Below are 26,838 nucleotides of genomic sequence, written 5' to 3'. Positions count from 1 at the left end.
CGAAAAAGTGAAAAGTGGTCATCATGAAGGTCCCATGAAGCCCGAATATCATATAAAACTTGAAAAATGGTCATCATGAACGACTCCTCAATAAATTGGCCTCAGTTAGAGACCAATATTTTTTATTATCTATCTTTTTTGAATTTTAGTAATATAGTAGGTATATGATTTATGGAAAAGGAGGGTGCCCCGTGAAAATTAGACAGCTAAGCGCAGTAGACGCAGAGAAATACTGGAATCTTAGATTAGAGGCTCTACAGGAGGCTCCGGAAGCTTTTCTAACGACTTATGAAGACGCGATAAAAAGAGAAAATCCGATTGCCCAGGTTGAAAGTAACCTCTCGACAGAAGGAAATTATACTTTTGGAGCGTTTGATGGGGATGAGCTAATCGGTGTTGTAACGCTCATCCAAGAAAAAGCCGAGAAAATACAGCACAGAGCAAACATCTTTGCTATGTACGTGACTCCAAAGAAACAGGGAGCTGGTGTGGGAGAAGCATTGCTCACAGAAGCAATCGATAAAGCAAAATCAATAGAAGCAATTGAAAAAATAAATCTATCAGTCATGGCAAGCAATGAACCTGCGAAGAAGCTTTATACGAAACTTGGATTTAAAGTATTCGGGTACGAAGAAAAAGCTATGAAACTAAATGGAGTTTACTTGGACGATGAACATCGGGTGCTGCATTTATAATGAACGTATGGTTCGTGTAGGTAAGAGAAATCATAGGCGGAGAATTTCCGGCTAATGTCTATTTGGAGGCTTAAGAAGCAGAAATAAGCGGAGATATTCCGGTTAACGTCTCTTAATAAGACATAATCGAAGGATTTGGAGCATATAAGCGGAAAAGCTGCCCTTATTTATAAGAAAATAAGGGTATTCCTCAAATTAGCCGGAATTTTCCCGTTTATTTTTCATACATAGTGAAATCAACATTCCGTTATATCACAGTTAAACTATAAAAAGAGGTGCATATGAAATGGTACAAAAAGAGCAAGGCAGCCTTGCTGCTGAAATTAGCGGGGATGGATCGTTTAAGCGGCAGAAAAATAGATTTAACACACCGTTCGGCTGCAGTGAAGGCGAGCTTCCTGTAGAGGCAGGGCGATATCGTCTATTATGGTCAGCAGTCTGCCCATGGGCACATCGCTCAGTGATTGTAAGGAGAATTCTTGGTTTAGAAGAAGTAATTAGTTTAGGTACGGCTAGCCCGATGAGGCCTAAACTTCCGCATGTAGACTGGGAATTTTCTTTAGATGAGGACGGGGTAGACCCTGTATTAGGCATTCGCTATATGAGTGAAATTTATAAAAAGACTGTACCGGATTACGATGGCAGGCCAACCGTTCCTGTGATGGTGGATATGAAGGAACAAAAGGTTGTTAACAATGACTATTTCAAACTAACGAACTATTTAGAAACTGTATGGTCTGCCTATCATAAGGAAAATGCACCAAATTTATATCCCGAATCTTTACGGAGTGAGATTGATGCCTTAAACGATGTTATCTTTCATGAAGTGAACAATGGGGTATATAAGTGTGGCTTTGCGCAGTCACAGGAAGCTTATGAACATTCGTACGATACTTTATTTGAAAGATTAGATGAATTAGAGGAGCGTTTATCGAAACAACGTTTCTTATTTGGAGATTATATTACTGACTCAGATGTCCGTCTATATGCAACATTAATTCGCTTTGATGCGGCTTATTATTCTGCTTTTAAAACCAATCGTAACCGGATTGTTGATTTCCCACATCTTTGGGGCTATCTAAGGGATTTATATCAAACACCTGGTTTTGGCGATACCACTGATTTTGACGCCATAAAGAGACATTACCATCTCTCGAATCATATAGCTAGCAATGATCAAAAAGGCCATAATGGTATTTTGCCAAAAGGACCGGATTTATCTGGACTTTATTCGGAACACAATCGTCATCAGTTAAGCAAAAAGATAGAAAAATTTTTAATTGATTAGGAGCGTAGTGATGATTATTCGTGAAGCAATGGAAACTGAATTACCTTATTTACGAGAGCAAAGAGTCAACGCCTATGTAGAACATTCAGCAAAAATTCCGGAAGGTCATTGGCTGGCTCTTAAGCAGGCAATATTATCAGAGGGTGATACACTTCCAGGTGTTGAGAGAATAGTAGCTGAAATTGATGGGAAGATTGCGGGAAGCGTCGTCCTGTTTCCAGCTAAAATCGATGCCTATGAAGGAAATGTAGAAATACTAGATTATCCGGAAATTCGAATGCTGACTGTATCACCGGAAATGAGAGGTAAAGGTGTTGCGTCAGCTTTAGTTGCTGAATGCATTAAGCGGGCTAAAGCGAAGGGCTATCAGGCGGTTGGGCTGCATACCGGAGAATTCATGGAAACGGCAATGAAATTATATGAAGCAATGGGATTTGAACGATTGCCACAGTACGACTTTGAACCTGCTGACGATGGAATCGTTGTAAAAGCCTATCGACTTTCCCTTAATCAAGAATAAGGAGTTATCCCATGATTAACATTTGCAAAGCAAACCCTATTCATGTTCAAGGCATAGCAAAAGTGTGTTCTGAAGGATATCAATCAACATACGGTGAAACACATTCAAAAGAATATATAGAGAGAATCATAAGTGAATTTTACAACACCGAAAGAATATTGGATGAAGTAACCAAATCCAGCAGGTATTGGGGAGGCTACTTTGTAGCGGTCGAAAATGATAACGTAGTTGGTGCTGGCGGGGGAGGAATGATCAATGAGACAGCAGGAGAAATCTTTGTGCTGTATTTGGATCCCAACCGGCGCAATGAAGGAATTGGAACCAACTTGCTTGAAGCGATTACGAAACAGCAGAAAGAAGAATTTAACGCGAGTGAGCAGTGGGTCTCCGTACATAAAGGGAATGAGATGGGTATCCCTTTCTATGAAGCACGAGGATTTATTTTTCAACAAGAACAAAATGGGTATGGCAACGTAGAAGGTGAAGAGTACGTATCACTGAGATATTGCCGTTCAATATAAAACCGAAAGCTCGGAGGCGACTCCTTGGCTCTCGGTTATTTTTTTGCTTCTGGAACCGTTTTTATTTTATAAATGAAGTAATAATATTTATAAAAAACAATCAAGACCAGCATGAGCCGGACGAAAAAACTTTCTAAGATAAAAAAAGGAATAGCGATCATCACGTCAGCAAATAGCAGGATCGAAAGTTTTTGTTTTAATGTCATGGCCCGTTCTTTGACAAAAGTCTCTAAATGGCGTTTATAAAGAGTTGTCCCTTTAAACCAGCGCTCGAATCGTTCAGACCCCTTCACAAAGCAGTAGGAGGCTAAGAGAAGCAAAGGAGTTGTCGGCAACACTGGTAAAACAAGACCCAAAACGCCTAAGCCTAGGGCAATAAAACCGATGATGATATATAGAAATTTAATAATTTTGCGCATGTTTGCTGCCCCTTCTGTCTTATTTCCTATATTATATCATTTAAAAATAGAAAGTTTTTTGACAGAATAAGTACATAAAAACCGTTTCAACCACCATTATGTTAAAATAGTGAAGTCAAGTTTGGAGGTTGATTAAATGACTTTCTATAAAATTATAGTAGTTTTACATATTTTTTCTGCGATTATGGGAATGGGTCCCGGTTTTATCTTAACGACCGTTGTAAAGTCAGGAAAAACGATGACGGAGTTAAGACATTCTTATGCCATACGACATAAACTGCATATTTTTGTTATGGTGGGCGGAACGCTGTTACTCATCACAGGTTTAATTATGGGCTTTATGAATCCTAGTTTGTTTCGTATGGGCTGGTATGTAACAAGTCTTATTCTATTTTTAGCAGCACTGGCAATTGGTCCGCTTGTTCTATCACCTCGATCCAAACCAGTTAAGGCTTTATTAGCGTCACATAAAGACGATGAAATTCCTGAAGAATATTATCGTTTATCAAAAATACTTTTTCGCTATGAACATTTGGAAAATGCTATTTTTATTGTGATTATTGCTTTAATGATACTAAAACCATTTTAGTATACTCTAAAGAAGACTTAAACACAGATTGCTTGAGTAACATAAGGTTCAAGTGCCAAAATGAAAAGAGCAGGATTAATGGTAACAATAATAGGATCATAGTGCCGATAAATGGCAGGAGCCGGGTTTATCGTAACAATATGCGTCATAATGACCGAAAGATAAAAATTATGTTCACATAACAGGTATGGTCTCTCCTTGACCATACCTGTTTAAGCTTACAAATCAGAATAAAGATAGGATAGTACTTCACCAATTCTCTTCTTAAACGATGTATAGTTGTGCTCGCCATTTTGAATTGTTTCAAAGCGGGTATCCACTATTTTACTGCTCACGATTTCATAGATGGATTGAATCATATCTGTAAAATGGTTATTAAGCTCCTCATCATCACGTATTTCATGGGTGCCAAAATCCATATAAAACTTCTCAATTTCAGACAGGTCAGAATTTCTTACAAATACCTCAAGTTCCTCTTGGTTCCTATAATATCCAGGTGATATCGCCGCAATTCGCTTGAAAATTTGTGGATATCGACAGGCTGCATATGTAGAGATAAGTCCACCTAACGAAATTCCTGCCATTGAAGTATGTTCATGGATTGTTCGGTATTTATCATCTATTAACGGTTTGAGTTCATTTACGATAAATGCCAAGTATTGTTCACCCCTGCCGCCTGAAAAGCTTGGCTGGCCAATGATTTTTTCGGCGATGGCGCCATTTTTCCATGGACAGTACTCGTTAATACGTTCTTCTCCTTCAGGATTTAAATCAATCGCTACCACGATGATTTCTACCTTCTTTTCTTCCAAGTAATCTTTCAGACCTAAAGATACCCCTTTAATGGCACCTTCATCTTCAAAAACATTTTGACCGTCGTGCATATACAATACAGGATAACATTTATGTGATTCATGATAACTTTCAGGTAAATAGACTCTAATCATTCTATCTTGTTTGAATGAGGACATATAAACTTGAAATTTTTCTAACATCATACCACCTGCTTTCTTTTATATTGAATAATTTACCATATTCAATAACTTTTAGGAGAGATAAAAACAGGCTGGTGAGATTTTTTGTCTCACCAGCCTGAGGAATCAATTAATCCCTAGACATACTAATTAAAACCAGAACGAGCGTCTTCTGTCTTCTCTTCTGTCATCTCTGTCTTCTCTTCTGTTATCATCGCCAACAATTCTTACTCTATCAGCACGGATAATAACTTCTTCTGCATCAATAAATACTCTTCTGACTTCTCTGCGCTCTTCATCACGTTGTCTTCTATTATTATTCATTTCATATCCCCCCTTTCAAGCTTGTACTACAGAATATGCTTTTATAAAAGTATGTGTTTGGACAAATACATTATTTTCTATTGAAATAAATTTTTATATTGAAAAGTGAGAAGGAGATTTGTATAACATGATGAAATAAGGTAAAAATAGAAGATTGTTAGAATGATGGAAGGAAGGTCAAAAAGTGGATATTTTAGAAAAGGCTCTGCTGGCAGCTAGTAAAAGTCATGAAGGACAATATAGGAAAAACACGGATATTCCTTATATTACACACCCTGTCACTGTAGGCTTTATGCTATTAGAAAAAGGGTACAGCGAAGAGATCGTTGCAGCTGGAATTTTACACGATACGGTTGAAGATACGCCGCTGACACTGGATGAAATCAAAAGGGACTTTGGGTCAAACATTGCAAAAATTGTTGAAGGCAGTTCAGAACCTGATAAATCCCTTCCATGGAAAGCTAGAAAGGAACATACAATTGAATTTTTAAAAACGGCCTCTGAGGATATACGAGCTGTAGTCTGTGCAGATAAACTTCATAATATCCGTTCCATTATAAGAGATTATGAACAAGTTGGAGAAGAGGTTTGGATCAGATTTAATGCGGGTAAAGAACAGCAAAGGTGGTATTACACGAATGTGGTAGATAGTTTGGGGGTACAATCTGATTTTGATTTATTAACCGAATTACGAGATGAAGTAGATAGACTTTTTGGGGAATTGAAATAGGGGAAAGGATCCGTAACTTCATACATATTTATTAATAACCAATTTGAGTTATAGAGGAAATCAGACAGATTTCCTTTTTTTGCGTGCCCACGTAAAGGTGATTTTTTCATACAGCCGGGATACTAGCTTGTCCTCACTGTCTAGCAACTACATATATTATTAAAAGGAGGTGATTATATGAGTTGTAGAAGAAAAACGTTTCGGTTCTGTATTTTTTCAGGGTATAACTGGTGTGGACCTGGCTGCAGCGGTCCAGGAGCTCCTGTTAATGATGTAGATTCCTGCTGTTATAAACATGACCTTTGTCTAAAAAAAGGATACTCCTCTTGTTACTGCGATAAAACGTTCACAGAATGCCTTCATCCCAAAAGAAATCCCCATTCAAAAAAAGGCAGACAAGCCAATGTCATGTATAATTTCATGAAGTTAAAAACCAGCTTCACATGTCGTCATCAGAACAGACGCTAGACCAAATCAATAATTGGAACAAGCTTTCTTTTCTAAATGGCAAATCCACTTATAGAAACCCAATAAGGTAAGTAATAGTATAGGGTCAAGGATAGCTGCATGCCACAGTTTCCACCAGCCATAATGAAAGTATCCCCAAGGGTGAGGCAGCAGGGTAATAAGTTCATAGATTAAAATGGTAATCACAAAAATAGTTAAATAAATGGATTGTTTTTTCCATCCCTTTTTATAAGGGAACCAATTTAGAAAAACCATATTTACTGGGGGAATGAGGAACACATGAGGGAGAACTCCCCGCCAGTCTAATTCTTTGTCAAAGTACCAGTAAGCATGATACTTGAATTCAATAAAAATATCGAATAGCACCTGAAAGGCAATCGTAAATAACCAAATATGAAGAATTTGGTTCCCGCTTAGTAATTTATTTGTTTTAAAACCCAAAAAATTAAAGGCGGCCAGTGCAATCAAAAGTCCTATCATCTATTTTTCCTTTTTTATTTTTTAATATGTCCGTCCGCGTATGGTTTATACAGGGATTTGATACTTCAATTTGCCCGTAAACTAAAATTTTTAACAGTTTCCACAATATAGTTTTCCTTATAATATGTTTGATATAATAGGTGATAGGGGTGTAGGTGGGAGATGAGATCATCAAATGTTAACGAGATTTGAATCACTTAATGAGCTTAAAATCCGCATCTATTTATGGGTTATACCATGTATTGTAATTTCTCTCATCTCAAATACGCTGTTACAAAATGTTGATGGCGTACACCTATTTGAGTTTACCATTAATAACATTCTTACTATTTGGTTTAGCTTGAGTTGGTTTTTTCTGTACAAAAGACTGTTTATACCCTTCACTGAATACTCCAACTTGGCACTGGTTAGTTATTATCATGTTACGACTTTTTTTGACGCAGTCCGTAACTATATGGTTGTAGATGGCGGGTCTCTTGGAGATTTTATCATCTGGATGCCAATCATCACTTTGTTCTTTTTCTTAACCCTTGGGACAAAACGGGGGTTATATTACTCCATCGTAATATTTCTTACCACCTTTATTATGGGAATCATGTATTTACATGTTCTTTCCACAGAATCGATTGATTCGCTGGGGCAGTACTACTTTGCTAACCTCGTTTACATTATTGTTCTCTACTATGCTCAGCATGTGTTTAAGACTTATGCAGATCTTGAAATGTTTAAAAAGCACGCCTATTACGATTCTTTAACGAGAATAGCCAATCGTCTGCGGATTGATGAATGGCTTGAAAAGAAACTCAAGAATTTTGAGGAAAAGAGAGAAGGCTTTTCTATCATTTTCTTTGACATTGATCATTTTAAGTCAGTGAATGATAATTACGGGCATAAAATTGGTGATGAAGTTCTCGTAGAATTAGCAGAACTCATCCAGCAGCAGCTAATCAATCGAGAGCTTTTTGGACGTTGGGGTGGTGAAGAGTTTATTATCATCTCTAGTACGGCAGGGGAAGAAACGGTTAAGCTTGCGGAGGATCTAAGAAAAATAGGGGCTGATCATCATTTCAAGGGGGCAGGAAAGCTTACAGCAAGTTTTGGAGTTACCCATTCTAGACATGGTGACAGTATTGATTCTTTATTGAACCGAGCTGACAAAGGTCTATATCAATGCAAAAATTGCGGCAGAAACCAAGTTAGTTATATTAAATAAAGGTTAGTGCCAGTGCACTAACCTTTTTGTCATTTTATTTATCTATTAGTGGAAATGTAATTTCCACTTGCGTTCCAATATGTGGCTTGCTATCCATACCTATTTGTCCGCCAAAAGATTCGATGATCCGTTTGCAAACGGTCAATCCAAGTCCAGAACCGTCTTTTTTCATCGTGAAAAATGGACTAAATGCATGCCTTAAATGCTCTTTTGGCATGCCAACACCTGTATCCTTCACTCTAATCACGCAAGTCTGAGCATGCTTCTCTAGTATGATCTTCAATTTCCCGCCATTCGGCATAGCCTGTAAAGAGTTTTTTGATAGATTTAGAATAACTTGCTTCAAATGGTCCTTTACACAGGAAATAGGCAGCTCACCGTTTGCATAATGAATGATCAGCTCAACATTCATTAGATTGGCTTCGGATTGGATAATCGGCTCAATTTCCTTAATAATTGTTTTTGCGTCATATGTTTTTAATGTGTGAGTGGTTGGTTTACCTAAGACAAGTAATTCACTGACAATCCCATTAATACGGTCTATTTCCTGTTGAATCACGCCAAAATAATACTGAGAATTTTGATCCTGATGTTCCTCACTTAATAGCGTGATTAACCCCTTTATACCGGTTAGGGGGTTTCTGATTTCATGCGCCGTACTTGCAGCAAGATTGCCAATTAACTCAAGTTTTTGTATCTCGGTTTGTTTTTGTTCATGTTCTACTCTTTTTCTTAAAAGAATATATTTTACAAGCAAAAATATGATATTGGTAATGGTAAGGAAGATCACGAGATACTTTAAAAATATATTTTTATAGGAAAAATTATGTTCAGGGATTACAAAGGCTGAAATCGTCCAAGGAACTTGGGTTATCGCGATACTAGATTTTACAGTATGATCTTTATTTGCTAAGGGTCCTGCTTTTATAAGGGTTTGATTGTCAGAGTCAGAAACCATTATAAACTCTTCATGAATGAACCCGTTTAAAGACTTTTCGATTTCATCTATTCGCAGGCTCGCGAGCAGGACGCTTTCTGTCACTCTATGTTGGACAATTGGTGTAGCAATGGTTATGATATAACGCCCTGTTACCCTGCCAATATGAGCCTCTGATATTCTTGTTTGTCCCGTATTAATAGCTTGCTGGAAATAGGGGCGGTCACCGACATTGATAATGGATGTTATTGGATTCGTACTGATCAATATATCGCCTGAGGAATTAGTCAAGTAAAAGCCTGAAAATCTAGAGTCCTTAGCTTGGGTATCCTTAAGAATCGCTTCGATATTCGTAAGATTACTATGTTGAATGTTGATGGAAGAAGCAAGCATTTCTAACCTGCCCACAGTTTCTCCCAAAAAGTTTTCAATGTTAATTGCATGTGTATTGGCATATTTTTGAGCTCTGTTTTTATTTTGAATCATCGCATCCTTAACCTGATGATCTGCAAAGTAGTAACTGATTAATACCGATGGAACGAGAGTAAGGAGTATGTATATGATTAATTTTTTGGAAATGGTTCTGATTTTATGATTGATAACCACAAAGACTCTGCCCCTTTATATCTATATACCACCATTCTACTATTATTTTTAAAATTTAAAAGTTTTTGTTAAAATCGGCAAAAAAAGAGCCTGGTACATGGGTACCAGGCCAAATTATGGGAAGTTTTAAGAATAAGGTTCCTTAAACCTTAAGACTCAATTAAGTTACTTTTATAATAGGAAAAACATTTGTAGAAGTTATAAAGAAGTTGTGTGGAATTTGTGAAGATGGCTAATTGGCAAAAAAAAAGGATTGGTACCCGGGTACCAATCAAATTATGGGAAGTTTTTAAGAATAAGGTTCCTAAAACCTAAGTCTCAAATAAGTTATCTTTATAATAGGATAAACATTTGTAGAAGTTATAGAGAACTTATGTGGAATTTATGAAGATGGTAAAATCAAATTTTTCCTGTATGAGTGAAAATGGATCAAATATCTAATAATAAATTGTCCGGTGAAATTTATTATTAGGAGATGAATGGAATGAAATATTTATCGAAAATCTTGTTTTTGTTTCTCTCATTTTTATTAGTCTTCCCAGCGTTCACAAATGCTGAAGGGAGTAAACTTACTGTTCCTAAAACCCAGCAGCTAAGTCACAAAACTGTCCAGCTTAGGGTGGATATGAGGGAACTTTGGACTGAACACGCTTTTTGGACAGAAAAGTTTGTAACAAGTTTCATAGCGAGTTTAGAGGACCAAGAACAAGTACTAGCAAGATTATTGAAAAACCAGGACGATCTCGGGAATGCCATTAAGCCTTATTATGGAGAGGAGGCAGGTAACAAGCTTGCACAGCTGTTAAGAGATCATATTCTAATTGCCGGTAAGGTAGTGGCAGCAGCGAAAAGTGGGAATCAGCCTGATTTCAAAAAATACAATGATGAATGGTTTAAAAACGCAGATGATATTACGAACTTTTTAAGTGCTGCGAATCCGAATTACAATAAAAAAGAATTAAATAACATGCTGTATATGCATTTAAGACTGATTACAGAAGGTGTGGCGGCCAAGCTTAATAAGGCTTGGAATCAGAACATTGCTGCTTTAGACAAAAATCAAAATCATCTAATGCATATGGCCGATTTCCTTACAAACGGAATTATTAAGCAGTTCCCTAATAAGTTTTAAAAAAAATGGAGCCCAACTTAGAGGTTGGGTCTCCATTTTTAATGTGGTAAAAAGGCAAGTTGATAAAAGAATAAAACAGCGAAAACATATAGAAGCGGATGAACTTCACGCCATTTTCCTTTCACAATCTTTAGAAGCGGATAGCTGATGAAACCCAGTGCAATGCCGGTGGCAATGCTGGATGTCAGCGGCATGCTCAGAATAACAAGGAATGCCGGAAAAGCTTCATCTAGTTCATCCCATTTAATTTTCGCAATACTTCCCATCATCATACTTCCGACAATAATAAGGGCAGGCGCTGTAATCGCAGAGATTCCAGATACCGCACTGACGAGAGGTCCAAAGAATGCCGAAAGAATAAACAAAATCGCAACTGTAAGGGAAGTTAATCCTGTTCGCCCGCCGGCTGCCACCCCTGAAGTGGATTCTATATAGGCGGTTGTTGGACTCGTACCAAACATCGCTCCAATTGATGTAGCAACAGAGTCAGAGAGTAATGCGTGACGTGCACGTGGTAATTTTCCATTTTTCATTAATCCCGCCTGGTTAGCAACACCAATCATGGTTCCAGTGGTGTCAAAGATTGTTACTAAAATGAATGAAAAGACTACTGCATATAGACTGTGCTGAATGACATCCGTTAAAGCTGTTAGTGGATTGCTTACGATAAAACCCTCAGGAAGAGATGGTAACGAAACAAATCCTTGTTCAAATGAAAGTTGGTTCGTAAAAAAGGCAATGACTCCAGTAATAATCATTCCAAAAAATAAAGCACCATTGATTCTGAGCACCATCAAAATGAGTGTAACTGCTAAACCCACTATTGCCAGGAGGGCTGAAGGAGATTTTAGGTCACCCAATCCGACTAGATTGGTAGGATGGGCAGTAATAATATGTGTAAGTCTTAGTCCAATAAAAGCAACGAATAAACCGATACCTGCTGTAATTCCATGTTTGAGGTTATCGGGAATCGCATCGATTAATTTCTCTCTAAAAGGTGTTAAAGATAGGATGACGAAAATAATACCGGCAATAAAAACAGCAGCAAAGGCTGTCTCGTAGTTAATATTGTGCCCGCCGCCAACGACAGAATAAGCGAAGTAAGCATTAAGTCCCATTCCTGGTGCAATGGCAATTGGATAATTTGCGCACAAAGCCATCCAAAGTGTCCCAACAACTGCGGATATAATGGTTGCAGTGAAGACCTGCTCAAACGGAACGCCTGCATCCGCGAGAATAACTGGGTTAACAACCACGATGTAGACCATTGTAAAGAAGGTTGTTATTCCCGCAAGCAATTCTGTTTTTGTATCTGTTTGGTTTTCTTTTAATTTAAACATAGGTTTCCTCCAAAACACGAACATTTATAAACAACCTTTATATAATATTCGTTTTTAATCGGATTTTCAAGCTTTCCATGAAAATAAAAAACTGCCACTATCTTCAAGTGGCAATTTCTATTTACCACCAAACTTCATCAAGTGTTTCCCGAAACAATTGATTTAACTGTTCAGTGGGGTTGTCCTTTTTTTCAGATACTTCCTTTACATATTGTTCTAACTGCTCCATTTCCGATTCGATGAATGGATTGAGCATTTCTTTTCGTGGGATTGGATCAAGTACTTCACCAGCCATTTTTAGTTTAATAATATCCTCAAGTACAATTTTAATCTCACTGGTTGAAAGAATATCGTCTAAAAGTTGAGTAAATTTAATCGGGGGGAATGCATGATGCTTCTCAATCCATTTAGCTGCTAACAGCGGCCGGAAGATGTTGAAATATCTTTTTATTTTAACTTCCTTTCGATGTAAATAATCTCTGTAATTCCCTTTTGCCATTTTTATATAATGATGAATACCAGATTTGGGAGAAAAGATTTGGCTTTCTAGCTCTTTCATTTTATTAAAGGCAGAGGACTCTTGAAAGTATACGATATCTGAATGGAGCCATTCCAGCAGGGGCGGATTTGATTTGCGAAATAACCGTAAAGCTTTGGTTAGTTCCCAGCCATTCAAATCCAGCAGCTTGTCTACTTGGATGGAAAGCTTATCGTGTTTCGGGACTTCCAGCACGTCGCGCTTCTGATCAATAGAGAGATACCAATCCTTTTTATGAACATAAATAAATCGGACATCATAATCACTTTCTTCATCAGGGAAGCCCCAGGCTCTGCTGCCAGATTCACAGGCATAGAGGATTTTCACATCATACTCTCTTTCAATTTTTTGAAGAACCTGTAAGATATGTTCTACCATGAATAAAACCTCGTTTATATATATTAAATGCTTGCTTTCCATTAGCTTTCCCTTGGTTATTAACACCAAACATATTCACACTATAGTATGCACATACGAACCTTCATATCTAAAAAAATTTTCTTTTCAAATCACAAATGTTTTTTGTTGTTGTTCTTAGTAAGTTTGCCATATAATAGGGATATAAAAAAGTTCACATAATTGTCAAATTTATATATTGGAAAAACATAATCGATAGATATGGAGGGAACGGAATGATTAGAATGGCTGTTGCTGGTGTCTTGGGTTTTGTTTTAATTTTTATAGAATCACTGATCGTCATGAAAATTAAAGGGTATCATGGAATTGAATTTGGCGGCTTAGCACCATTTATTAATGTTTGGGCGATGAATTTCTTTTTCGTATTTGCTATTCTAACGCAAATCACTAATTGGTATCAAGATCGTGTCGGGTTTGAAAATCCTGAAGAAGATAATAGTTATTAATAAGGCTCAGTTATGATCTATCGTTGATTTTCGTGTAGGCATGAGAATTCTTAGGCGGAGAATTTCCGGTAATGTATATAGAGGAAGCTTAAGATTCAGATTTAAGCGGAGATATTCCGGTTAACTGCTCTAAACAAGACAAAATTCAAAGATTTGGATCATTTAAAAGGAAAAACTCCCCTTATTTTTAAGGTAATATGGGTATTTCCCAATTTAGCCGGTATTTTTCCGTTTGTTTTTCAAACACAATAAATCAACATCAGACTTTAACAAAGCTATTAATAAAAAAGTGCCTCAATCAGCATGTGATTGAGGCATTTTTCGTTATGCGTGTTGTTTTGCTGTTTCTTTGCCTTTTAAAACTGTTTTACGGATGAATGGTACTACCCAACGGTCAAGACCAATCCGTCCTGCGTTGTATCCAGCTGTTAAGATAACGAAGCCTAAGAAAATGTCAGTTGGGTTATGAGATACAGTTCCTGCTAAGAAGAAAGAGAAATTCATTACTAGACCAAAGAACATGGCTGCTGTTGTTAAACATCCTAGTAACAGTCCTAAACCGATTAATGTTTCGCCCCAAGGAACAATGAAGTTGAACACATCAATGTTGGGTAAAGCAAAGCTTTCTAAGAAGTGTACATACCAACTATAAACCATGTTGCCATCTGGCCCTTTTACTGGATTAGCAATCGCTCCTTTTAGGAATCCAGAAGCGTCGAAACCGCCGCCAGTTAATTTTCCTAAACCAGCTGTGAACCAAGAATAACCAAGATATAAACGAATGACAGTTAAAATAGCCGCAGAAATTTTATTTTCTCTCAAAAATTTGTTAAACATAAAGCACTCCGCCCTTCAAGAATTAGTTTGTATTTGATAGTTTCACTATATAAGAATTTGTGGGTTAACAACACGACTGTAGTGATAAGTTCACACTTTGTTTGAAATGTTTTGTCAGAATCTTGAACACCTTGATTGAAAAAGACCCCGAGCTGTTAGGCTGTTGCCTTTGCTTTGTTTTTGCCTTGTGTTTTCATTGTTTTTCGAATGAAAGGAATTACCCAGCGATCAAGACCCACACGACCTGCGTTATATCCAGCGGTTAAAATGATGAAACCTAAGAAAATATCAGTTGGATTGTGAGATACCGTACCAGCTAAGAAGAATGAAAAGTTCATTACTAGTCCAAAGAACATTGCAGCTGTTGTTAAACATCCTAGTAAGAGTCCTAAACCGATTAATGTTTCGCCCCAGGGAACAACGAAGTTGAATACATCAATGTTGGGTAGAGCAAAGCTTTCAAGGAAGTGTACATACCAGCTATAAACCATGTTGCCATCTGGACCTTTTACGGGATTAGCAACTGCTCCTTTTAAGAAGCCGGAAGCATCAAATGCACCGCTTTGTAATTTCCCTAGTCCTGCAGTGAACCAAGAATATCCTAGATATAAACGTAAGACTGTTAAAATTCCAGCCGCAATTTTATTTTCTCTTAAAAAGTTCATAAACATTTTAAAGCCATCTCCTTGTTAAATATGTTTTAAATATTTATTACACTGCTAATATAACAAATAAATCTTGAATTTAGGGTAAATTGTTCACTATTTCACATATCTGTAAAAAAGTTTTGAACAAATTGTAAACAAGACTTTTTGGGCTTTAAAAGCAGGATAATTTTTATAAAACTTACTTGATAAAACTAATGCTGTTAGTTATAATTTAACTAACATGATTAGTTAAAAGGGGTTGGGATTGTGAGAATGCTCAATAACGGTTTTTTATATCAAGTGACGTTTATGGCAAGTGTGTTTCCGGTTAATTGTTATTTGGTCGCGGAAGAGGAAGGATTAACCTTGTTGGATGCAGCCCTGCCATATAGTATGAAGGGAATCGTTAGGGCATCCAAAACGATTGGGAAGCCCATTACGAAAATCATTTTAACCCATGCACATGAGGACCATGTGGGTGCACTAGATAGGTTAAAGGAAGAACTCCCGGATGTACCAGTTTATATTTCAGTAAGGGATAACAGAATATTGAATGGTGACACTTCGCTTGATGAGCATGAGCCCCAAACACCGATTAAGGGCGGAGTTCCAAAAAAGCTGAAAACCAGAGCCAATATACTAATGAAGGAAGGAGACCTGATTGGATCGTTGGCAGCCATTGAAACTCCGGGGCATACACCGGGTTCGATGTCTTTTATTGATACTCGTACGAAGGCTATAATTGCAGGGGACGCTTATCAAACTAGAGGCGGGATAGCAGTAGCTGGAGACGTGAAGCCATGGTTTCCGTTTCCAGCCTTTGGTACATGGAGTAAAGAAACCTCTTTAGCCAGTGCAAAGAAGTTAGTGAGCTATCAGCCAAAGCTTCTTGCTGTTGGACATGGTGAAATGTTGGAGAATCCAATTGTTGAAATGGAAAGGGCTATTAAGAATCTGGAACGGAAATTGAAATAAGGGAGTTAGAGATAATGTCACCGAGACCAAAGGTTGCACTTGAATTAATAGAGATTTTGGATGCTGCAGCGGAGATAGCGGACCAATTCGGGACTCAAGAAGTTACGCTCGCAAATCTAGCTAAGAAATTAGGAATCCGTCCGCCTTCTTTATATAACCATTTTGACGGACTGGGTGATTTAAGAAAAAAAATGGCGATATATGGGATTGAACGGCTATATGAGGTATTAGCTCAAGCAGCGATTGGAGTCGCAGGAGATGAAGCTGTAATGGCTATAAGTAAAGCCTATGTTCATTTTGCGCGGGAGCACCCTGGGATATATGAGGCAACTTTGATGGCGCCGAATATGGAAGATGAGGAGGTTCAGCTTACAGGTTCTAAGATCGTTGATCTCACCGTTCGCATTTTGCAGGCATATCGGTTAGAAGGCGAAACCGCCTTACATGCAGTAAGAGGCTTTCGAAGCATTTTACACGGCTTTTCTTCTTTAGAAAAGAGTGGCGGTTTTAAAATGGCATTAAATTTGGATGAGAGTTTAGAGATAATCATCAAGGCGTTTATTAATGGGATTCGGAAAAATTAGAGTACGACAGCGAGAGTTTCCAATATTAGTTATTAAACGGCTTGCCTATTGGCGAGCCTTTCTATTTATAAAGATGCTATAATAGTTCTATTAATAATTTCAAAGGAATGAAATTTATGGGTAAATTTGAGAAGTTAGGGTTAGTATTGGATGTTGAAACCACAGGATTAGGTCCGACTACGGACGAAGTAATAGAACTTGCACTTAAATTATTTTCTTATAGAACGGATACGGGAGAGATCCAAGAAGTTATTGAAGAAGATTCTTTCTTGCGCGAACCACTTACTAGTTCTGCTAGAAGGAACTATGACCGAGCGTACCAAATTCATGGTATTCCCTATGAAATGGTAGCAGGGAAGAGTTTCACCGATGGTAAGATAAAAACTTATTTCCATCGCGCAGATACTGTTTTTGCCCACAATGCTTCTTTTGATCGAAGCTTTCTCTATCATATGTACCCTGAAGTGAATGATTTAAAGTGGTACTGCACCATGCGGGGTGTGAAATGGAAAAACTATGGCTTTCCAAATGGTAAACTCCTAACGCTATTGCAAGCACACCAAATTACAAACCACCAAACACATAGAGCACTTGACGATATTACATACCTCATGGACCTGCTCAGAAAAACAAGTCCTAATGGAAATCTCTATCTTCATGAAGTACTCGAAAATGGACCAATGAGAAAATACCAGCCAGCAGCCACCCGAACCAAAATGGGATAATACAGGCAAAACAGTAACAGACCAAACCTCATCGATTTGGTCTGTTTTTATTTTTATTTTTTAACTGTCCACCCTAGGTGGACAGTGTCCACGAGTGGTGCCTGTCACCGTTATTGTCACCGTTATTGACGATTATAAGTATCTTTCTTCCACGATTTTGCAGTGGTGCATTTGGTGGCCGGCGATGATGTAGGCGATGGCTCTGGTTGTGATTTCCGTTCCATTTGCGTTTCCAATGTTTGCCCATGTGTTTTCTGGGAGGTTTTTGATTAGGCTGATGGTGGCTTTTCGTACTGCCTTGAAGTCTTCTAGGATGGTTTTAAGTGATAAGTTGTTTGATTGTGCCGCTTGGACGTAGTCGTTTTCGTCAAAACCTGCTAAAGGTGTTTGATCACCACGGGCAACACGCAATAGACGGTAGCTCATAATTCTTTCTGTATCAGCAATGTGTCCAAGTACTTCCTTAATACTCCACTTACCCTTAGCATACCGATGTAAACTATCTTCTTCAGAGAGGCCTTCAAAAAGAGCAATGGTCTTTTGAAGATTCTCTTCAAGCAGCTGAACTAAGTCAGCTTCAGGAACTAAATCTACATATGGTACATAATAATTTGGATACTCACTTTTTGATGGACGTTTTAGCATTTTCCCCATTCTCCCTTGCGAAATATTGAAACCCCATAGAAATAGCCTACCATATTTTTCAAAGCTAAATAAATACTTTGATTGCTCATTGCGTTAATTTTTCCTGAATACTGATACTTCTGAAGATGGTAAAAATTAAATTTAAAAACGTTTACAAAAAGTTATTGACGAATAGTAAGGAGGGTGATATTCTATGTGTACAGTTAATTTGTTAGTTCAATGAACAAATTAAATGGAATGTATAACCAATCTCGAGATAACAAATTTTGTTTTTAAGTAAATGGTTTCACAATATCGGTTTCTAAGCAATTTGCAATTATGTAAACGTTTTAAATTAATATTTTACAATTATTTTATGGGAGGGTTCACAATGGCTCAAGCATTACAAAAGAAAGTAGAAACCCCACAATCAGCGGGGAACGCAGTACGCCCATTTGGGATGAGAGATAAGTTAGGTTATCTATTTGGTGATTTTGGAAACGATTTCTTTTTTATCCTAGTTGCAGCGTTCCTTATGGTTTATTACACCGATATATATGGTCTTAATCCAGCTGCTGTCGGGGGACTATTCCTGATCGCACGTTTATGGGACGCAGTTGCTGACATTACATGGGGTCGTTTCATCGATACAAGAAAAGCAGGAAAGAATGGAAAGTTCAGACCTTGGATCTTTAGAATGTCATTTCCACTCGTTATTACTGGTGTATTAATGTTTGTTCATATTCCGGGAATGTCTGATGGATTTTACCTTGCGTATGCATATGTAACTTATATTATTTGGGGAACTTTATACTCTACTGTTAATATTCCTTACGGCTCTATGGCTTCTGTTATGACAGCTGATCCTGTTGAACGTACAGCATTATCAAGCTGGAGAACATTAGGCGGGAACTTAGCTGGATTAATCATTAACGTGGTTGGACCAATGATTTTGTTTGTTGACAATAAAGCAGATGCAAATCGATTCCTTTTAGGAGCTATCATTTTCGGTGTTCTTGCAATCGCTTGTTATATGGCATGCTATAAATTAACTGTTGAACGTATTGTAATGGATGAAACAAATAAACCAAAAGCAAACTTTATGAAAACTGTAAAAGGTCTTGGTAAAAACAGACCACTTATTGTGTTCCTTACTCTTTCTTTACTGTTCTTGGTTTGCTTTATGTTAATTGGAACTGTAAACGTATACTTATTTAAAGATTTCTTTGGAAACGCTAAAGCATTAAGTATGGTTGGACTTCTTCAATCAGTGGCAGTATTTGTTGGTATGCCAATGGTAAAACCGTTAGTTTCAAAATTTGGTAAAAAAGAAGTGGCTTCAGCTGGTCTCTTACTTGCAGCACTTGTATATGCCGTTTTATATTTCTTACCTAACTTAACAGCAACACAATTTATCGCAGTTTTAACAGTTGGTATGTTTGGTTATGGAATTTTCAACCTAGTTATTTGGGCTTTTGTTACTGACATCATTGATTACCATGAGTATTTAACAGGACTTCGTGAAGATGGAACCGTTTACTCTATCTACTCAATGGCTCGTAAAATTGGACAAGCAGTTGCTGGTGGTGTAGGTGGTGCAGCGATTGCAGCGGTTGGTTACCATGCTGGTGCTGAATCTCAAACAGCTGAAACGTTACAAGGAATTCATACACTTGCTACATTAGTACCTGCAGTAATACTAACTGTTATATTCTTAATGATTGTATTCCTGTATCCATTAAACAAAAAGCGTACTGAACAACTTGCAATTGATTTAGCTGCAAAACGTAATTCAAAATAATCATATTAAAAAGGGAGCAAACACTGTTTGCTCCCTTTTTCAATTTTCTCCCTTTTTGCCTAATGCTTAAAGGGATAATCGTATTGGGTAAAAAAATAGAAGGCGTAGCGGCCTATCATAGTTTTCAAACAAACTTACATTTCTAAGAAAAGAAAACATTTCCACTATAACCGCTTACAAAATTATTGACGAATATAAAAAATGGGTATATTCTAAGTGTGTAATTATTTTGTTGGTTTATTAAACAAATTAATTAAAGCGAAAAACACTCTCGAGAAGTCAGTCTTTTGTTATGAGTAATTTAGTAAGGGGTTACACAAAATAGTTTCAAAACAAATTCATGCATTCTAGAAATGATTTTTTAGAATATTTTATTGGGAGGGTAAAGAAATGGCTCAAGCATTGCAAAAAAAAGTAGAATCCCCACAATCAGGCGGGAAAACAGTACGTCCATTTGGTTTTAAAGATAAATTAGGTTACTTGTTTGGAGACTTTGGAAACGATTTCTTCTTTATCCTAGCCGCCTCATTCTTAATGGTTTTTTATACGGATATTTTTCATATTAATCCTGCTCATGTCGGACTTTTATTCACGGTCGCCCGTCTTTGGGATGCTTTTGCCGACGTAACATGGGGTCGTTTCATTGATACGAGAAAGGCAACTGCTCAAGGAAAATTCAGACCATGGATTTTAAGAATGTCATTTCCACTTGTAATCATGGGTATATTGATGTTCGTAAAGATACCTGGCATGTCGGAAGGGTTTTACCTAGCTTATGCCTATGTAACATATATTGTGTGGGGAACATTATATTCAACTGTTAATATTCCATATGGCTCCATGGCTTCAGTGATTACAGGCGATCCTGTAGAACGTACTTCCCTATCAAGCTGGAGAACGTTAGGTGGTCAAATGGCAGGTTTAATTATTAACGTAGTTGGACCCATTATTTTATTCGTTAATAACAAGCCGGACGCAAATCGCTTCATTCTTGCAGCATTAATTTTCGGTGGACTTGCACTTGCTTGTTACATTGCCTGTTATAAACTATCTGTTGAACGTATTGTCATAGAAGAATCAAATAAAGAAAAGGTCAATTTTGGCCAAACCATGAAGGGGCTTACGAAAAATAAACCATTAATGGTATTCCTTGTGGCTGCATTGGTATTCATGATTGTCTTTATGTTAATTGGTACCGTTAACGTATATCTATTTAAGGATTATTTCACGAATGCTAAAGCATTAAGTATAGTGGGTCTTCTGCAAGCAGTTGCTGTATTTGTCGCCATGCCATTTATTCAGCCATTGGTTAAGAAATTTGGTAAAAAAGAAGTGGCTTCGGGTGGTTTATTAGTCGCAGCGTTTGTATACGGAGTTCTATATTTCCTACCAAATTTAACAGCAACCCAATTTATCGGTATATTAACAGTTGCTATGTTTGGTTATGGTGTGTTTAACCTTGTAGTGTGGGCGTTTGTTACAGACGTAATCGATTATCACGAGTATTTAACAGGTCTTAGAGAAGATGGTACCGTTTATTCAATCTACTCAATGGCACGTAAAATCGGACAAGCGGTTGCTGGTGGTGTTGGTGGTGCAGCGATTGCGGCAGTTGGTTACCATGCGGGTGCCGAAGCACAATCAGCTGAAACATTACAAGGAATTCATACACTTGCAACTTTAGTACCTGCAATTACACTTGGTGTCGTGTTCCTATTGATTGTATTCTTATATCCATTAAACAAAAAACGTACTGCACAACTTGCAATGGATTTAGTTGCAAAAAGAAAAGCTTAAAATTTCATTAGAGGTAAGATTGTTATGGTTGCATAACAATCTTATCTTTTTTTACGTTCGAATGCTATGCGCGGGCAGAGAAGAGTCTCGTTCGCTTAAACAACAGAAAGAAATATTTTAAAAGTAAGGCTCTGTTATTATTCATTGTTGATTTTCATGGTGGTATGGAAAATCATAGGCGGAGAATTTCCTTTTAATGTATATGAGGAAGCTCAAAAGGCTAATATAAGCGGAGATTTTCCGCTTAACTGCTCTAAATAGGACAAAATCCAAAGGTTTGGGTCATATAAAAGGAAAAACTCCTCTTATATTTAAGAAAATATGGGTATTTCGCAATTCAGTCGGAATTTCTCCGCTTATTTTTTCATAACAACATTTAGTTATAACAGAGCCAAAAGTAAAAAAGATCCCCTTTCGTATAGTAAAAGGGGATCTTTTGCAAAGAAATGAGCTAAACGCTATATGTTAACGCTTGCATTTTTATTGTTTTGCTGAAAATCATAGTTTAAATTTAACATCGGAACTTCTAAGAAATGTTTAATGGCAAGTGCACAAGCTCCAAGAACAGCAGAGTTTCTGCCAATGGAAGAAATCTGTAGTGCACGGTAATGGCTAATAGAGGAATTCAAATTTTCTCTTATTTTATCGAGAGAATTCGGGTACATCCGCAGGAGCTCACTATCAAGCACAAGGACATCAGGATTGTACATGTTGATCATATTATTTAAACCAATGGAGAGGTAGTAAATAAAGTGTTCCATCAATTGACGTACTTCTTTGTCACCTTCATCAAGCCATCGTTGGATATCTTCATATGTCACTGCATGGATATTCCTTGTTTCTGATAAATGCCTGAATATAGCATTTTCTGACGCATATCTTTCCCAGCAGCCTTTATTTCCACAATTGCATTGAATTCCATTTGGAACAACAATCATATGACCAATCTCACCAGCAAAACCATCATGTCCTCGAAAGAACTCGTTGTTCATCATCATTCCTAAACCTATACCAGAATAAAGAGTAGCTGCTAATAAGTTATCGGTTTCATGGTGAACATAAACTCTTTCAGCAAAAGCACTTAGATTCGCATTGTTTTCTAAATACACGTTGATGTCGATTTGTTTTTCAAGATCACTCTTAAGTGCAATGTTATTCCAACGTAAGCGTGGTACATAATGTATCGTTTCATCTTTTCCAACTAAGCCATGAATAGCAATAACAATTCCGATAATTCCATATTGACTGTAAGCGTATTCAGATTTATACATTTTAATATGCTCTAGTAATAGATTCAGTATCTCACTATAGTTTGTCGTATTGGTTTCGATTCTTTTAGAGGTAATAGGAGTTCCTGTAAGATTAGAAACTGTAAACGAAATATGGTCAAAATCAAGGTCAATGCCAAGAGCATAACCTGCTTCACTGTTTAAAGAAAGCATAATCGGTTTTCTTCCGACGGTAAAATGCTCAAGTTGTGTTTCTACAACAAGGCCTTCATCTATTAAATCTGCAACCTGAGCGGAGATGGTTGCACGTGTAAGTGCTGTTACTTTTGATAAATCTGCTCTAGAAATTAACCCCTCTTTAACAATCTCTCTTAGAATAATTGAGCGATTGATTTTTTTTATATATGACGCGTCACCGGTAATCATTTGTATCCTCCATTTCGGCAGCTTTTCTACTATAACATTAGTATACCAGGTTATCTCTTGTAGGTCTCTGTTGATTTTTAAAAATTCACAAACTGTCAATTGACTTAACAAATTAAACATGATAAGTTAGTAATGTATTTAATTTGTTTACTAAACAAATTAAGAGAATCTTTTTTTATGAAATTATCTAATAAATTTGTAAGGGTTTACAGAAAATAGTTGTAATTGGAGGGTATCGAATGAAAAACTTTTTAGACAAAGACTTCTTGCTAGATACAGAAACATCCATTAAATTATATGAAAATGCAGCGGAAGGGCTGCCGATTTTTGACTTCCACTGTCACCTTGATCCACAAGAGGTATGGGAAAATAAGTCATATGAGAATATTACACAATTATGGCTGGGTGGAGACCATTATAAATGGCGTACTATGCGTATCCACGGTATTGGTGAGGAATATATTACTGGTAATGCTTCAGATTGGGAGAAATTTGCTGCTTGGGCAGAAACTGTACCACATCTGATTGGTAACCCGCTTTATCATTGGACTCACATGGAGTTAAAAATGTTCTTTGGCATTGAAAAATTACTAAGCCCAACAACTGCACGTGAAATTTACGATGAATGTAATGAAAAACTAAAATCTTCTGATTATACAGCTCGAGCATTTATTGCGAAATCAAATGTTAAGTTTATTGGAACAACTGATGACCCTAATTCAACATTAGAATATCATCGTTTATTAAAGAATGACGAAAGCTTTACTCCAATCATCGCACCAACATTCCGCCCAGATGGAGCGCTTTTCATCGAGCGTCCTACATTTGGCAGCTGGATTGAAAAATTAGAAGAGGTTTCTGGAGTTAAAGTAGATTCACTCGACGGCTTTTTGAATGCTCTTCAGCAGCGCGTTGATTTCTTCCATGAAAATGGCGGCCGTGCATCAGACCATGATATTCAAAAAATGGAATATGTTGAAACAACAAAAGAAGAGATTGAAGTTATCTTCAAAAAAGGTTTGAATGGTGAACAGCTTCCTAATGAGGAATTAATTGCATATCGTTGGTTCCTCTTAACAGAGCTTGGAAAAATGTATGCTGGAAAACAGTGGGTCATGCAGCTTCATATGGGTGCACTAAGAAATAACAATACCAAAATGAAAGAGCTTATTGGTCCTGACACAGGCTTTGATTCTGTAGGTGAATCAAATTTTGCTGAAGGTGTGTCTCGATTCCTTGATACGCTTGAGCAGCAAAATGCGTTACCAAGAACGGTATTATTCAACCTCAACTCTAAAGACAATCCTGTCCTCGCGGGTATGATGGGGAACTTCTATGAAGAAGGCGTTCCGGGTAAAATTCAGTTTGGTTCCGGCTGGTGGTTTAACGACCATATCGATGGAATGGAAAGACAAATGAAAGATCTTGCAAATGTAGGTCTGTTGAGCCATTTTATTGGAATGCTGACAGATTCACGCAGTTTCCTATCGTATGCACGTCATGAATACTTCCGTCGTATTCTTTGCAACCTATTGGGTGATTGGGTTGATAGAGGGCTGGCACCTAATGATATGGAATTCCTTGAGCAAATGGTTAGAAATATTGGCTACCATAACGCAGAAAAATACTTTTTACAACGCTAGAGTGTAGATGTGCTGGATTAAGGGGCGCCTTTAAAAGGGCATCCCCCTTACATACATAGAATAAAGTGTTAATTTTATTTTATTGAGCAAGCTAAAGTGGAAAGAAATTTTTTCGCATAAGGGCGCAGGCAAAAATTACCGAAATAATTGATGTTCTATTCGTTAATCGTTATTATGAATGTTATGAGTGAAGGAAGTGCTGAACGGCAGTTCCAAACTTAAACTAAGAATAAAATTTATCTAACAAGATCAAGAAGAAAGAGGGATAAAAATGACTAAACAACAAATTGGTGTCGTAGGTTTGGCAGTTATGGGTAAGAACCTTGCTTTAAATATTGAAAGCCGTGGTTATTCCGTAGCTGTTTTCAACCGTTCTTATGACAAAACAGAAGAATTTCTAAAGAACGAAGCGGAAGGAAAGAACTTTGTTGGTGCTAAAACAGTTGAAGAATTCGTTAACTCTTTAGAAAAACCTCGCAAAATTTTGTTAATGGTTAAAGCGGGTACTGCAACAGATGCGACCATCGACTCTTTAAAGCCATTTCTTGAAGAAGGCGATATCTTAATCGATGGAGGAAATACATTCTTCCAAGATACAATCAGACGTAATAAAGAACTAGAAACAGCAGGATTCCATTTCATCGGAACTGGAGTTTCAGGTGGAGAGGAAGGCGCGTTAAAAGGTCCTTCTATCATGCCTGGAGGTAAAAAGGAAGCTTATGAGCTTGTTCAGCCGATTCTTGAAGCAATTTCTGCAAAAGTGGAAGGTGACCCTTGCTGTACATATATCGGTCCAAATGGTGCTGGCCACTATGTAAAAATGGTTCATAACGGAATCGAATACGGAGATATGCAGTTAATCTGTGAAGCTTATTTTATTCTGAAAAATGTACTAGGTTTAGATGCGAAAGAGCTTCATGAGGTCTTTGCAGAATGGAATAAAGGCGAATTAGACAGCTATTTGATTGAAATCACTGCAGATATCTTCACAAAAGTGGATGAAGAAACAGGTAAGCCTATGGTTGACTTGATTTTAGATACTGCTGGTCAAAAAGGTACTGGAAAATGGACAAGTCAAAATGCACTTGATTTAGGAGTTCCACTTCCAATTATCACTGAATCCGTATTTGCCCGCTTTATTTCTGCTATGAAGGATGAGCGTATTAAGGCAAGCAAGGTTCTTAATGGACCAGAAGTTAAGGCTTTTGAAGGTAATAAAGAAGAGTTAATCGAAGCGGTTCGTAAAGCACTTTATATGAGTAAAATTGTTTCTTATGCACAAGGTTTTGCACAAATGCGTGCAGCGTCTGAAGAATACGATTGGAATCTTCGTTACGGCGATATCGCAATGATCTTCCGCGGCGGATGTATCATTCGTGCACAATTCTTACAAAAAATTAAGGACGCTTATGACCGTGATCCTGAATTAAGAAACTTATTATTAGATCCATACTTTAAAGAAATCGTTGAAAATTATCAGCAGCCATTACGTCAAGTTCTTGCTGTAGCAATTGAACGTGGAATCCCAGTTCCATCATTTGCTAGTGCAATTGCTTACTATGACAGCTATCGTACTGAAACACTTCCAGCGAACCTGCTTCAAGCACAACGCGACTATTTTGGAGCACATACGTATCAACGTATTGATAAAGAAGGAGTATTCCACACAAATTGGATGGAATAATGGTTTAGTAGAAAACCAACTGCAAAAGGAGACAAAAACTAGCACTAAACGCTGTAATTGTCTCCTTTTTTTGTTTGTCTAAAAATCAAGAACAGAAAGCAATATCAGTCAAATATTATATATTTTTGAGCATTTTTAGAGAATGTATTTTGATTATACCTGCAATATAATATAAATAAGGTCAGTTAACAAATTAAGATGTTAACGCTTACTTATAAGGGTGTGAAAG

Annotated in this window: 28 protein-coding genes; 16 read left to right on the top strand and 12 right to left on the bottom strand. The window is 37.3% G+C overall.

All coding sequences use genetic code 11. The annotated features are described in order from the left end of the window. The first annotated feature begins 164 nt into the window (after positions 1-164). From BANA01_RS24415 to BANA01_RS24400, 4 genes are all read left to right on the top strand, one after another. A complete protein-coding gene (locus tag BANA01_RS24415) occupies positions 165-695 on the top strand; it encodes a GNAT family N-acetyltransferase (protein ID WP_063255039.1) in 531 nt (176 codons plus the stop codon). 286 nt (positions 696-981) lie between these two features. Then, positions 982-1,983 carry a glutathione S-transferase family protein gene (locus BANA01_RS24410; protein ID WP_063255038.1) on the top strand — a complete coding sequence of 334 codons (1,002 nt, stop codon included), beginning with the start codon at positions 982-984 and terminating at the stop codon, positions 1,981-1,983. A gap of 10 nt (positions 1,984-1,993) precedes the next feature. After that, the gene (locus BANA01_RS24405) at positions 1,994-2,503 is read left to right on the top strand and encodes a GNAT family N-acetyltransferase (RefSeq protein WP_063255037.1); all 510 of its coding nucleotides are present in this window, start codon (positions 1,994-1,996) and stop codon (positions 2,501-2,503) included. Between the two features lie 11 nt (positions 2,504-2,514). Then, positions 2,515-3,024: a GNAT family N-acetyltransferase gene (locus BANA01_RS24400; protein ID WP_063255036.1), complete on the top strand. Its 510-nt coding sequence runs from the start codon at positions 2,515-2,517 to the stop codon at positions 3,022-3,024. A 35-nt stretch (positions 3,025-3,059) separates the two neighbouring features. On the opposite strand, the gene BANA01_RS24395 is transcribed toward BANA01_RS24400, so the two are convergent. Continuing rightward, positions 3,060-3,443 (bottom strand): DUF454 family protein, encoded by a 384-nt coding sequence (locus BANA01_RS24395; RefSeq protein ID WP_063255035.1) that lies wholly within the window; start codon positions 3,441-3,443, stop codon positions 3,060-3,062. Between the two features lie 136 nt (positions 3,444-3,579). Between BANA01_RS24395 and BANA01_RS24390 the strand changes: the two genes are divergently transcribed. After that, on the top strand, positions 3,580-4,032 hold the full coding sequence (locus tag BANA01_RS24390; protein WP_063255034.1) for a DUF2269 family protein: 453 nt from the start codon (positions 3,580-3,582) through the stop codon (positions 4,030-4,032). Positions 4,033-4,049: 17 nt separating this feature from the next. Here the strand turns inward: BANA01_RS24390 and BANA01_RS30705 are convergent, their stop codons facing one another. From BANA01_RS30705 to BANA01_RS29715, 3 genes are all read right to left on the bottom strand, one after another. Further along, a complete protein-coding gene (locus BANA01_RS30705; RefSeq protein WP_268875114.1) occupies positions 4,050-4,181 on the bottom strand; it encodes a hypothetical protein in 132 nt (43 codons plus the stop codon). A 69-nt stretch (positions 4,182-4,250) separates the two neighbouring features. Further along, on the bottom strand, positions 4,251-5,030 hold the full coding sequence (locus BANA01_RS24385; RefSeq protein ID WP_235847224.1) for an alpha/beta hydrolase: 780 nt from the start codon (positions 5,028-5,030) through the stop codon (positions 4,251-4,253). Positions 5,031-5,156: 126 nt separating this feature from the next. Then, positions 5,157-5,330, bottom strand: coding sequence for a hypothetical protein (locus tag BANA01_RS29715; RefSeq protein WP_157411883.1), 174 nt, complete (start codon positions 5,328-5,330; stop codon positions 5,157-5,159). A 184-nt stretch (positions 5,331-5,514) separates the two neighbouring features. Between BANA01_RS29715 and BANA01_RS24380 the strand changes: the two genes are divergently transcribed. Then, a complete protein-coding gene (locus BANA01_RS24380; protein WP_063255032.1) occupies positions 5,515-6,060 on the top strand; it encodes an HD domain-containing protein in 546 nt (181 codons plus the stop codon). Between the two features lie 474 nt (positions 6,061-6,534). Here the strand turns inward: BANA01_RS24380 and BANA01_RS24375 are convergent, their stop codons facing one another. Beyond that, positions 6,535-7,008, bottom strand: coding sequence for a hypothetical protein (locus BANA01_RS24375; RefSeq protein ID WP_063255031.1), 474 nt, complete (start codon positions 7,006-7,008; stop codon positions 6,535-6,537). Positions 7,009-7,183: 175 nt separating this feature from the next. Here BANA01_RS24375 and BANA01_RS24370 point away from each other — a divergent pair, with 175 nt between their 5' ends. Continuing rightward, on the top strand, positions 7,184-8,221 hold the full coding sequence (locus BANA01_RS24370; protein ID WP_063255030.1) for a GGDEF domain-containing protein: 1,038 nt from the start codon (positions 7,184-7,186) through the stop codon (positions 8,219-8,221). A gap of 34 nt (positions 8,222-8,255) precedes the next feature. Here BANA01_RS24370 and BANA01_RS24365 read toward each other — a convergent pair whose 3' ends face one another. Then, positions 8,256-9,764, bottom strand: a complete 1,509-nt coding sequence (locus BANA01_RS24365) for an ATP-binding protein (protein ID WP_063255029.1) — start codon at positions 9,762-9,764, stop codon at positions 8,256-8,258. Positions 9,765-10,248: 484 nt separating this feature from the next. Between BANA01_RS24365 and BANA01_RS24360 the strand changes: the two genes are divergently transcribed. Further along, complete coding sequence (locus BANA01_RS24360; protein ID WP_063255028.1) at positions 10,249-10,896, top strand: hypothetical protein; 648 nt, start codon at positions 10,249-10,251, stop codon at positions 10,894-10,896. A gap of 38 nt (positions 10,897-10,934) precedes the next feature. Here the strand turns inward: BANA01_RS24360 and BANA01_RS24355 are convergent, their stop codons facing one another. Together BANA01_RS24355 and BANA01_RS24350 are read right to left on the bottom strand one after the other, a co-directional pair. Continuing rightward, on the bottom strand, positions 10,935-12,236 hold the full coding sequence (locus tag BANA01_RS24355) for an NCS2 family permease (protein ID WP_063255027.1): 1,302 nt from the start codon (positions 12,234-12,236) through the stop codon (positions 10,935-10,937). A gap of 121 nt (positions 12,237-12,357) precedes the next feature. Then, positions 12,358-13,152, bottom strand: a complete 795-nt coding sequence (locus BANA01_RS24350; protein WP_063255040.1) for a nucleotidyltransferase domain-containing protein — start codon at positions 13,150-13,152, stop codon at positions 12,358-12,360. Positions 13,153-13,406: 254 nt separating this feature from the next. Between BANA01_RS24350 and BANA01_RS24345 the strand changes: the two genes are divergently transcribed. Next, positions 13,407-13,637: a hypothetical protein gene (locus BANA01_RS24345; RefSeq protein ID WP_063255026.1), complete on the top strand. Its 231-nt coding sequence runs from the start codon at positions 13,407-13,409 to the stop codon at positions 13,635-13,637. A gap of 324 nt (positions 13,638-13,961) precedes the next feature. On the opposite strand, the gene BANA01_RS24340 is transcribed toward BANA01_RS24345, so the two are convergent. Together BANA01_RS24340 and BANA01_RS24335 are read right to left on the bottom strand one after the other, a co-directional pair. Continuing rightward, complete coding sequence (locus BANA01_RS24340; RefSeq protein ID WP_063255025.1) at positions 13,962-14,474, bottom strand: DoxX family membrane protein; 513 nt, start codon at positions 14,472-14,474, stop codon at positions 13,962-13,964. A gap of 155 nt (positions 14,475-14,629) precedes the next feature. Beyond that, positions 14,630-15,145, bottom strand: coding sequence for a DoxX family membrane protein (locus BANA01_RS24335; protein ID WP_063255024.1), 516 nt, complete (start codon positions 15,143-15,145; stop codon positions 14,630-14,632). A gap of 243 nt (positions 15,146-15,388) precedes the next feature. Between BANA01_RS24335 and BANA01_RS24330 the strand changes: the two genes are divergently transcribed. The 3 genes from BANA01_RS24330 (at position 15,389) to BANA01_RS24320 (ending at position 17,405) form a co-directional block, all read left to right on the top strand. Further along, entirely contained in the window at positions 15,389-16,096 is a 708-nt protein-coding gene (locus tag BANA01_RS24330; RefSeq protein WP_063255023.1) for an MBL fold metallo-hydrolase, read from the top strand. Positions 16,097-16,110: 14 nt separating this feature from the next. Continuing rightward, the gene (locus BANA01_RS24325) at positions 16,111-16,680 is read left to right on the top strand and encodes a TetR/AcrR family transcriptional regulator (RefSeq protein WP_063255022.1); all 570 of its coding nucleotides are present in this window, start codon (positions 16,111-16,113) and stop codon (positions 16,678-16,680) included. 116 nt (positions 16,681-16,796) lie between these two features. Continuing rightward, positions 16,797-17,405: an exonuclease domain-containing protein gene (locus BANA01_RS24320; protein ID WP_063255021.1), complete on the top strand. Its 609-nt coding sequence runs from the start codon at positions 16,797-16,799 to the stop codon at positions 17,403-17,405. 132 nt (positions 17,406-17,537) lie between these two features. Here BANA01_RS24320 and BANA01_RS24315 read toward each other — a convergent pair whose 3' ends face one another. Then, entirely contained in the window at positions 17,538-18,050 is a 513-nt protein-coding gene (locus tag BANA01_RS24315; RefSeq protein WP_063255020.1) for a DinB family protein, read from the bottom strand. A gap of 370 nt (positions 18,051-18,420) precedes the next feature. On the opposite strand from BANA01_RS24315, the gene BANA01_RS24310 reads away from it, so the two are divergent. Further along, positions 18,421-19,830, top strand: a complete 1,410-nt coding sequence (locus tag BANA01_RS24310; RefSeq protein WP_063255019.1) for an MFS transporter — start codon at positions 18,421-18,423, stop codon at positions 19,828-19,830. Between the two features lie 390 nt (positions 19,831-20,220). Next, positions 20,221-21,627 carry an MFS transporter gene (locus BANA01_RS24305; protein WP_063255018.1) on the top strand — a complete coding sequence of 469 codons (1,407 nt, stop codon included), beginning with the start codon at positions 20,221-20,223 and terminating at the stop codon, positions 21,625-21,627. 458 nt (positions 21,628-22,085) lie between these two features. Here BANA01_RS24305 and BANA01_RS24300 read toward each other — a convergent pair whose 3' ends face one another. Beyond that, positions 22,086-23,282, bottom strand: coding sequence for an ROK family transcriptional regulator (locus BANA01_RS24300; protein WP_063255017.1), 1,197 nt, complete (start codon positions 23,280-23,282; stop codon positions 22,086-22,088). A gap of 239 nt (positions 23,283-23,521) precedes the next feature. Here BANA01_RS24300 and uxaC point away from each other — a divergent pair, with 239 nt between their 5' ends. Together uxaC and gndA are read left to right on the top strand one after the other, a co-directional pair. Then, entirely contained in the window at positions 23,522-24,925 is a 1,404-nt protein-coding gene (uxaC, locus tag BANA01_RS24295) for a glucuronate isomerase (protein WP_063255016.1), read from the top strand. Positions 24,926-25,196: 271 nt separating this feature from the next. Next, a complete protein-coding gene (gene gndA / locus BANA01_RS24290) occupies positions 25,197-26,609 on the top strand; it encodes an NADP-dependent phosphogluconate dehydrogenase (protein ID WP_063255015.1) in 1,413 nt (470 codons plus the stop codon). Positions 26,610-26,838: the final 229 nt, after the last annotated feature.

It is taken from the genome of Neobacillus niacini NBRC 15566 (assembly GCF_001591505.1).
Taxonomy (GTDB): domain Bacteria; phylum Bacillota; class Bacilli; order Bacillales; family Cytobacillaceae; genus Neobacillus; species Neobacillus niacini.
Note: the sequence above shows the minus strand (reverse complement) of the source record. Positions and strands in the feature narration are given on the sequence as shown.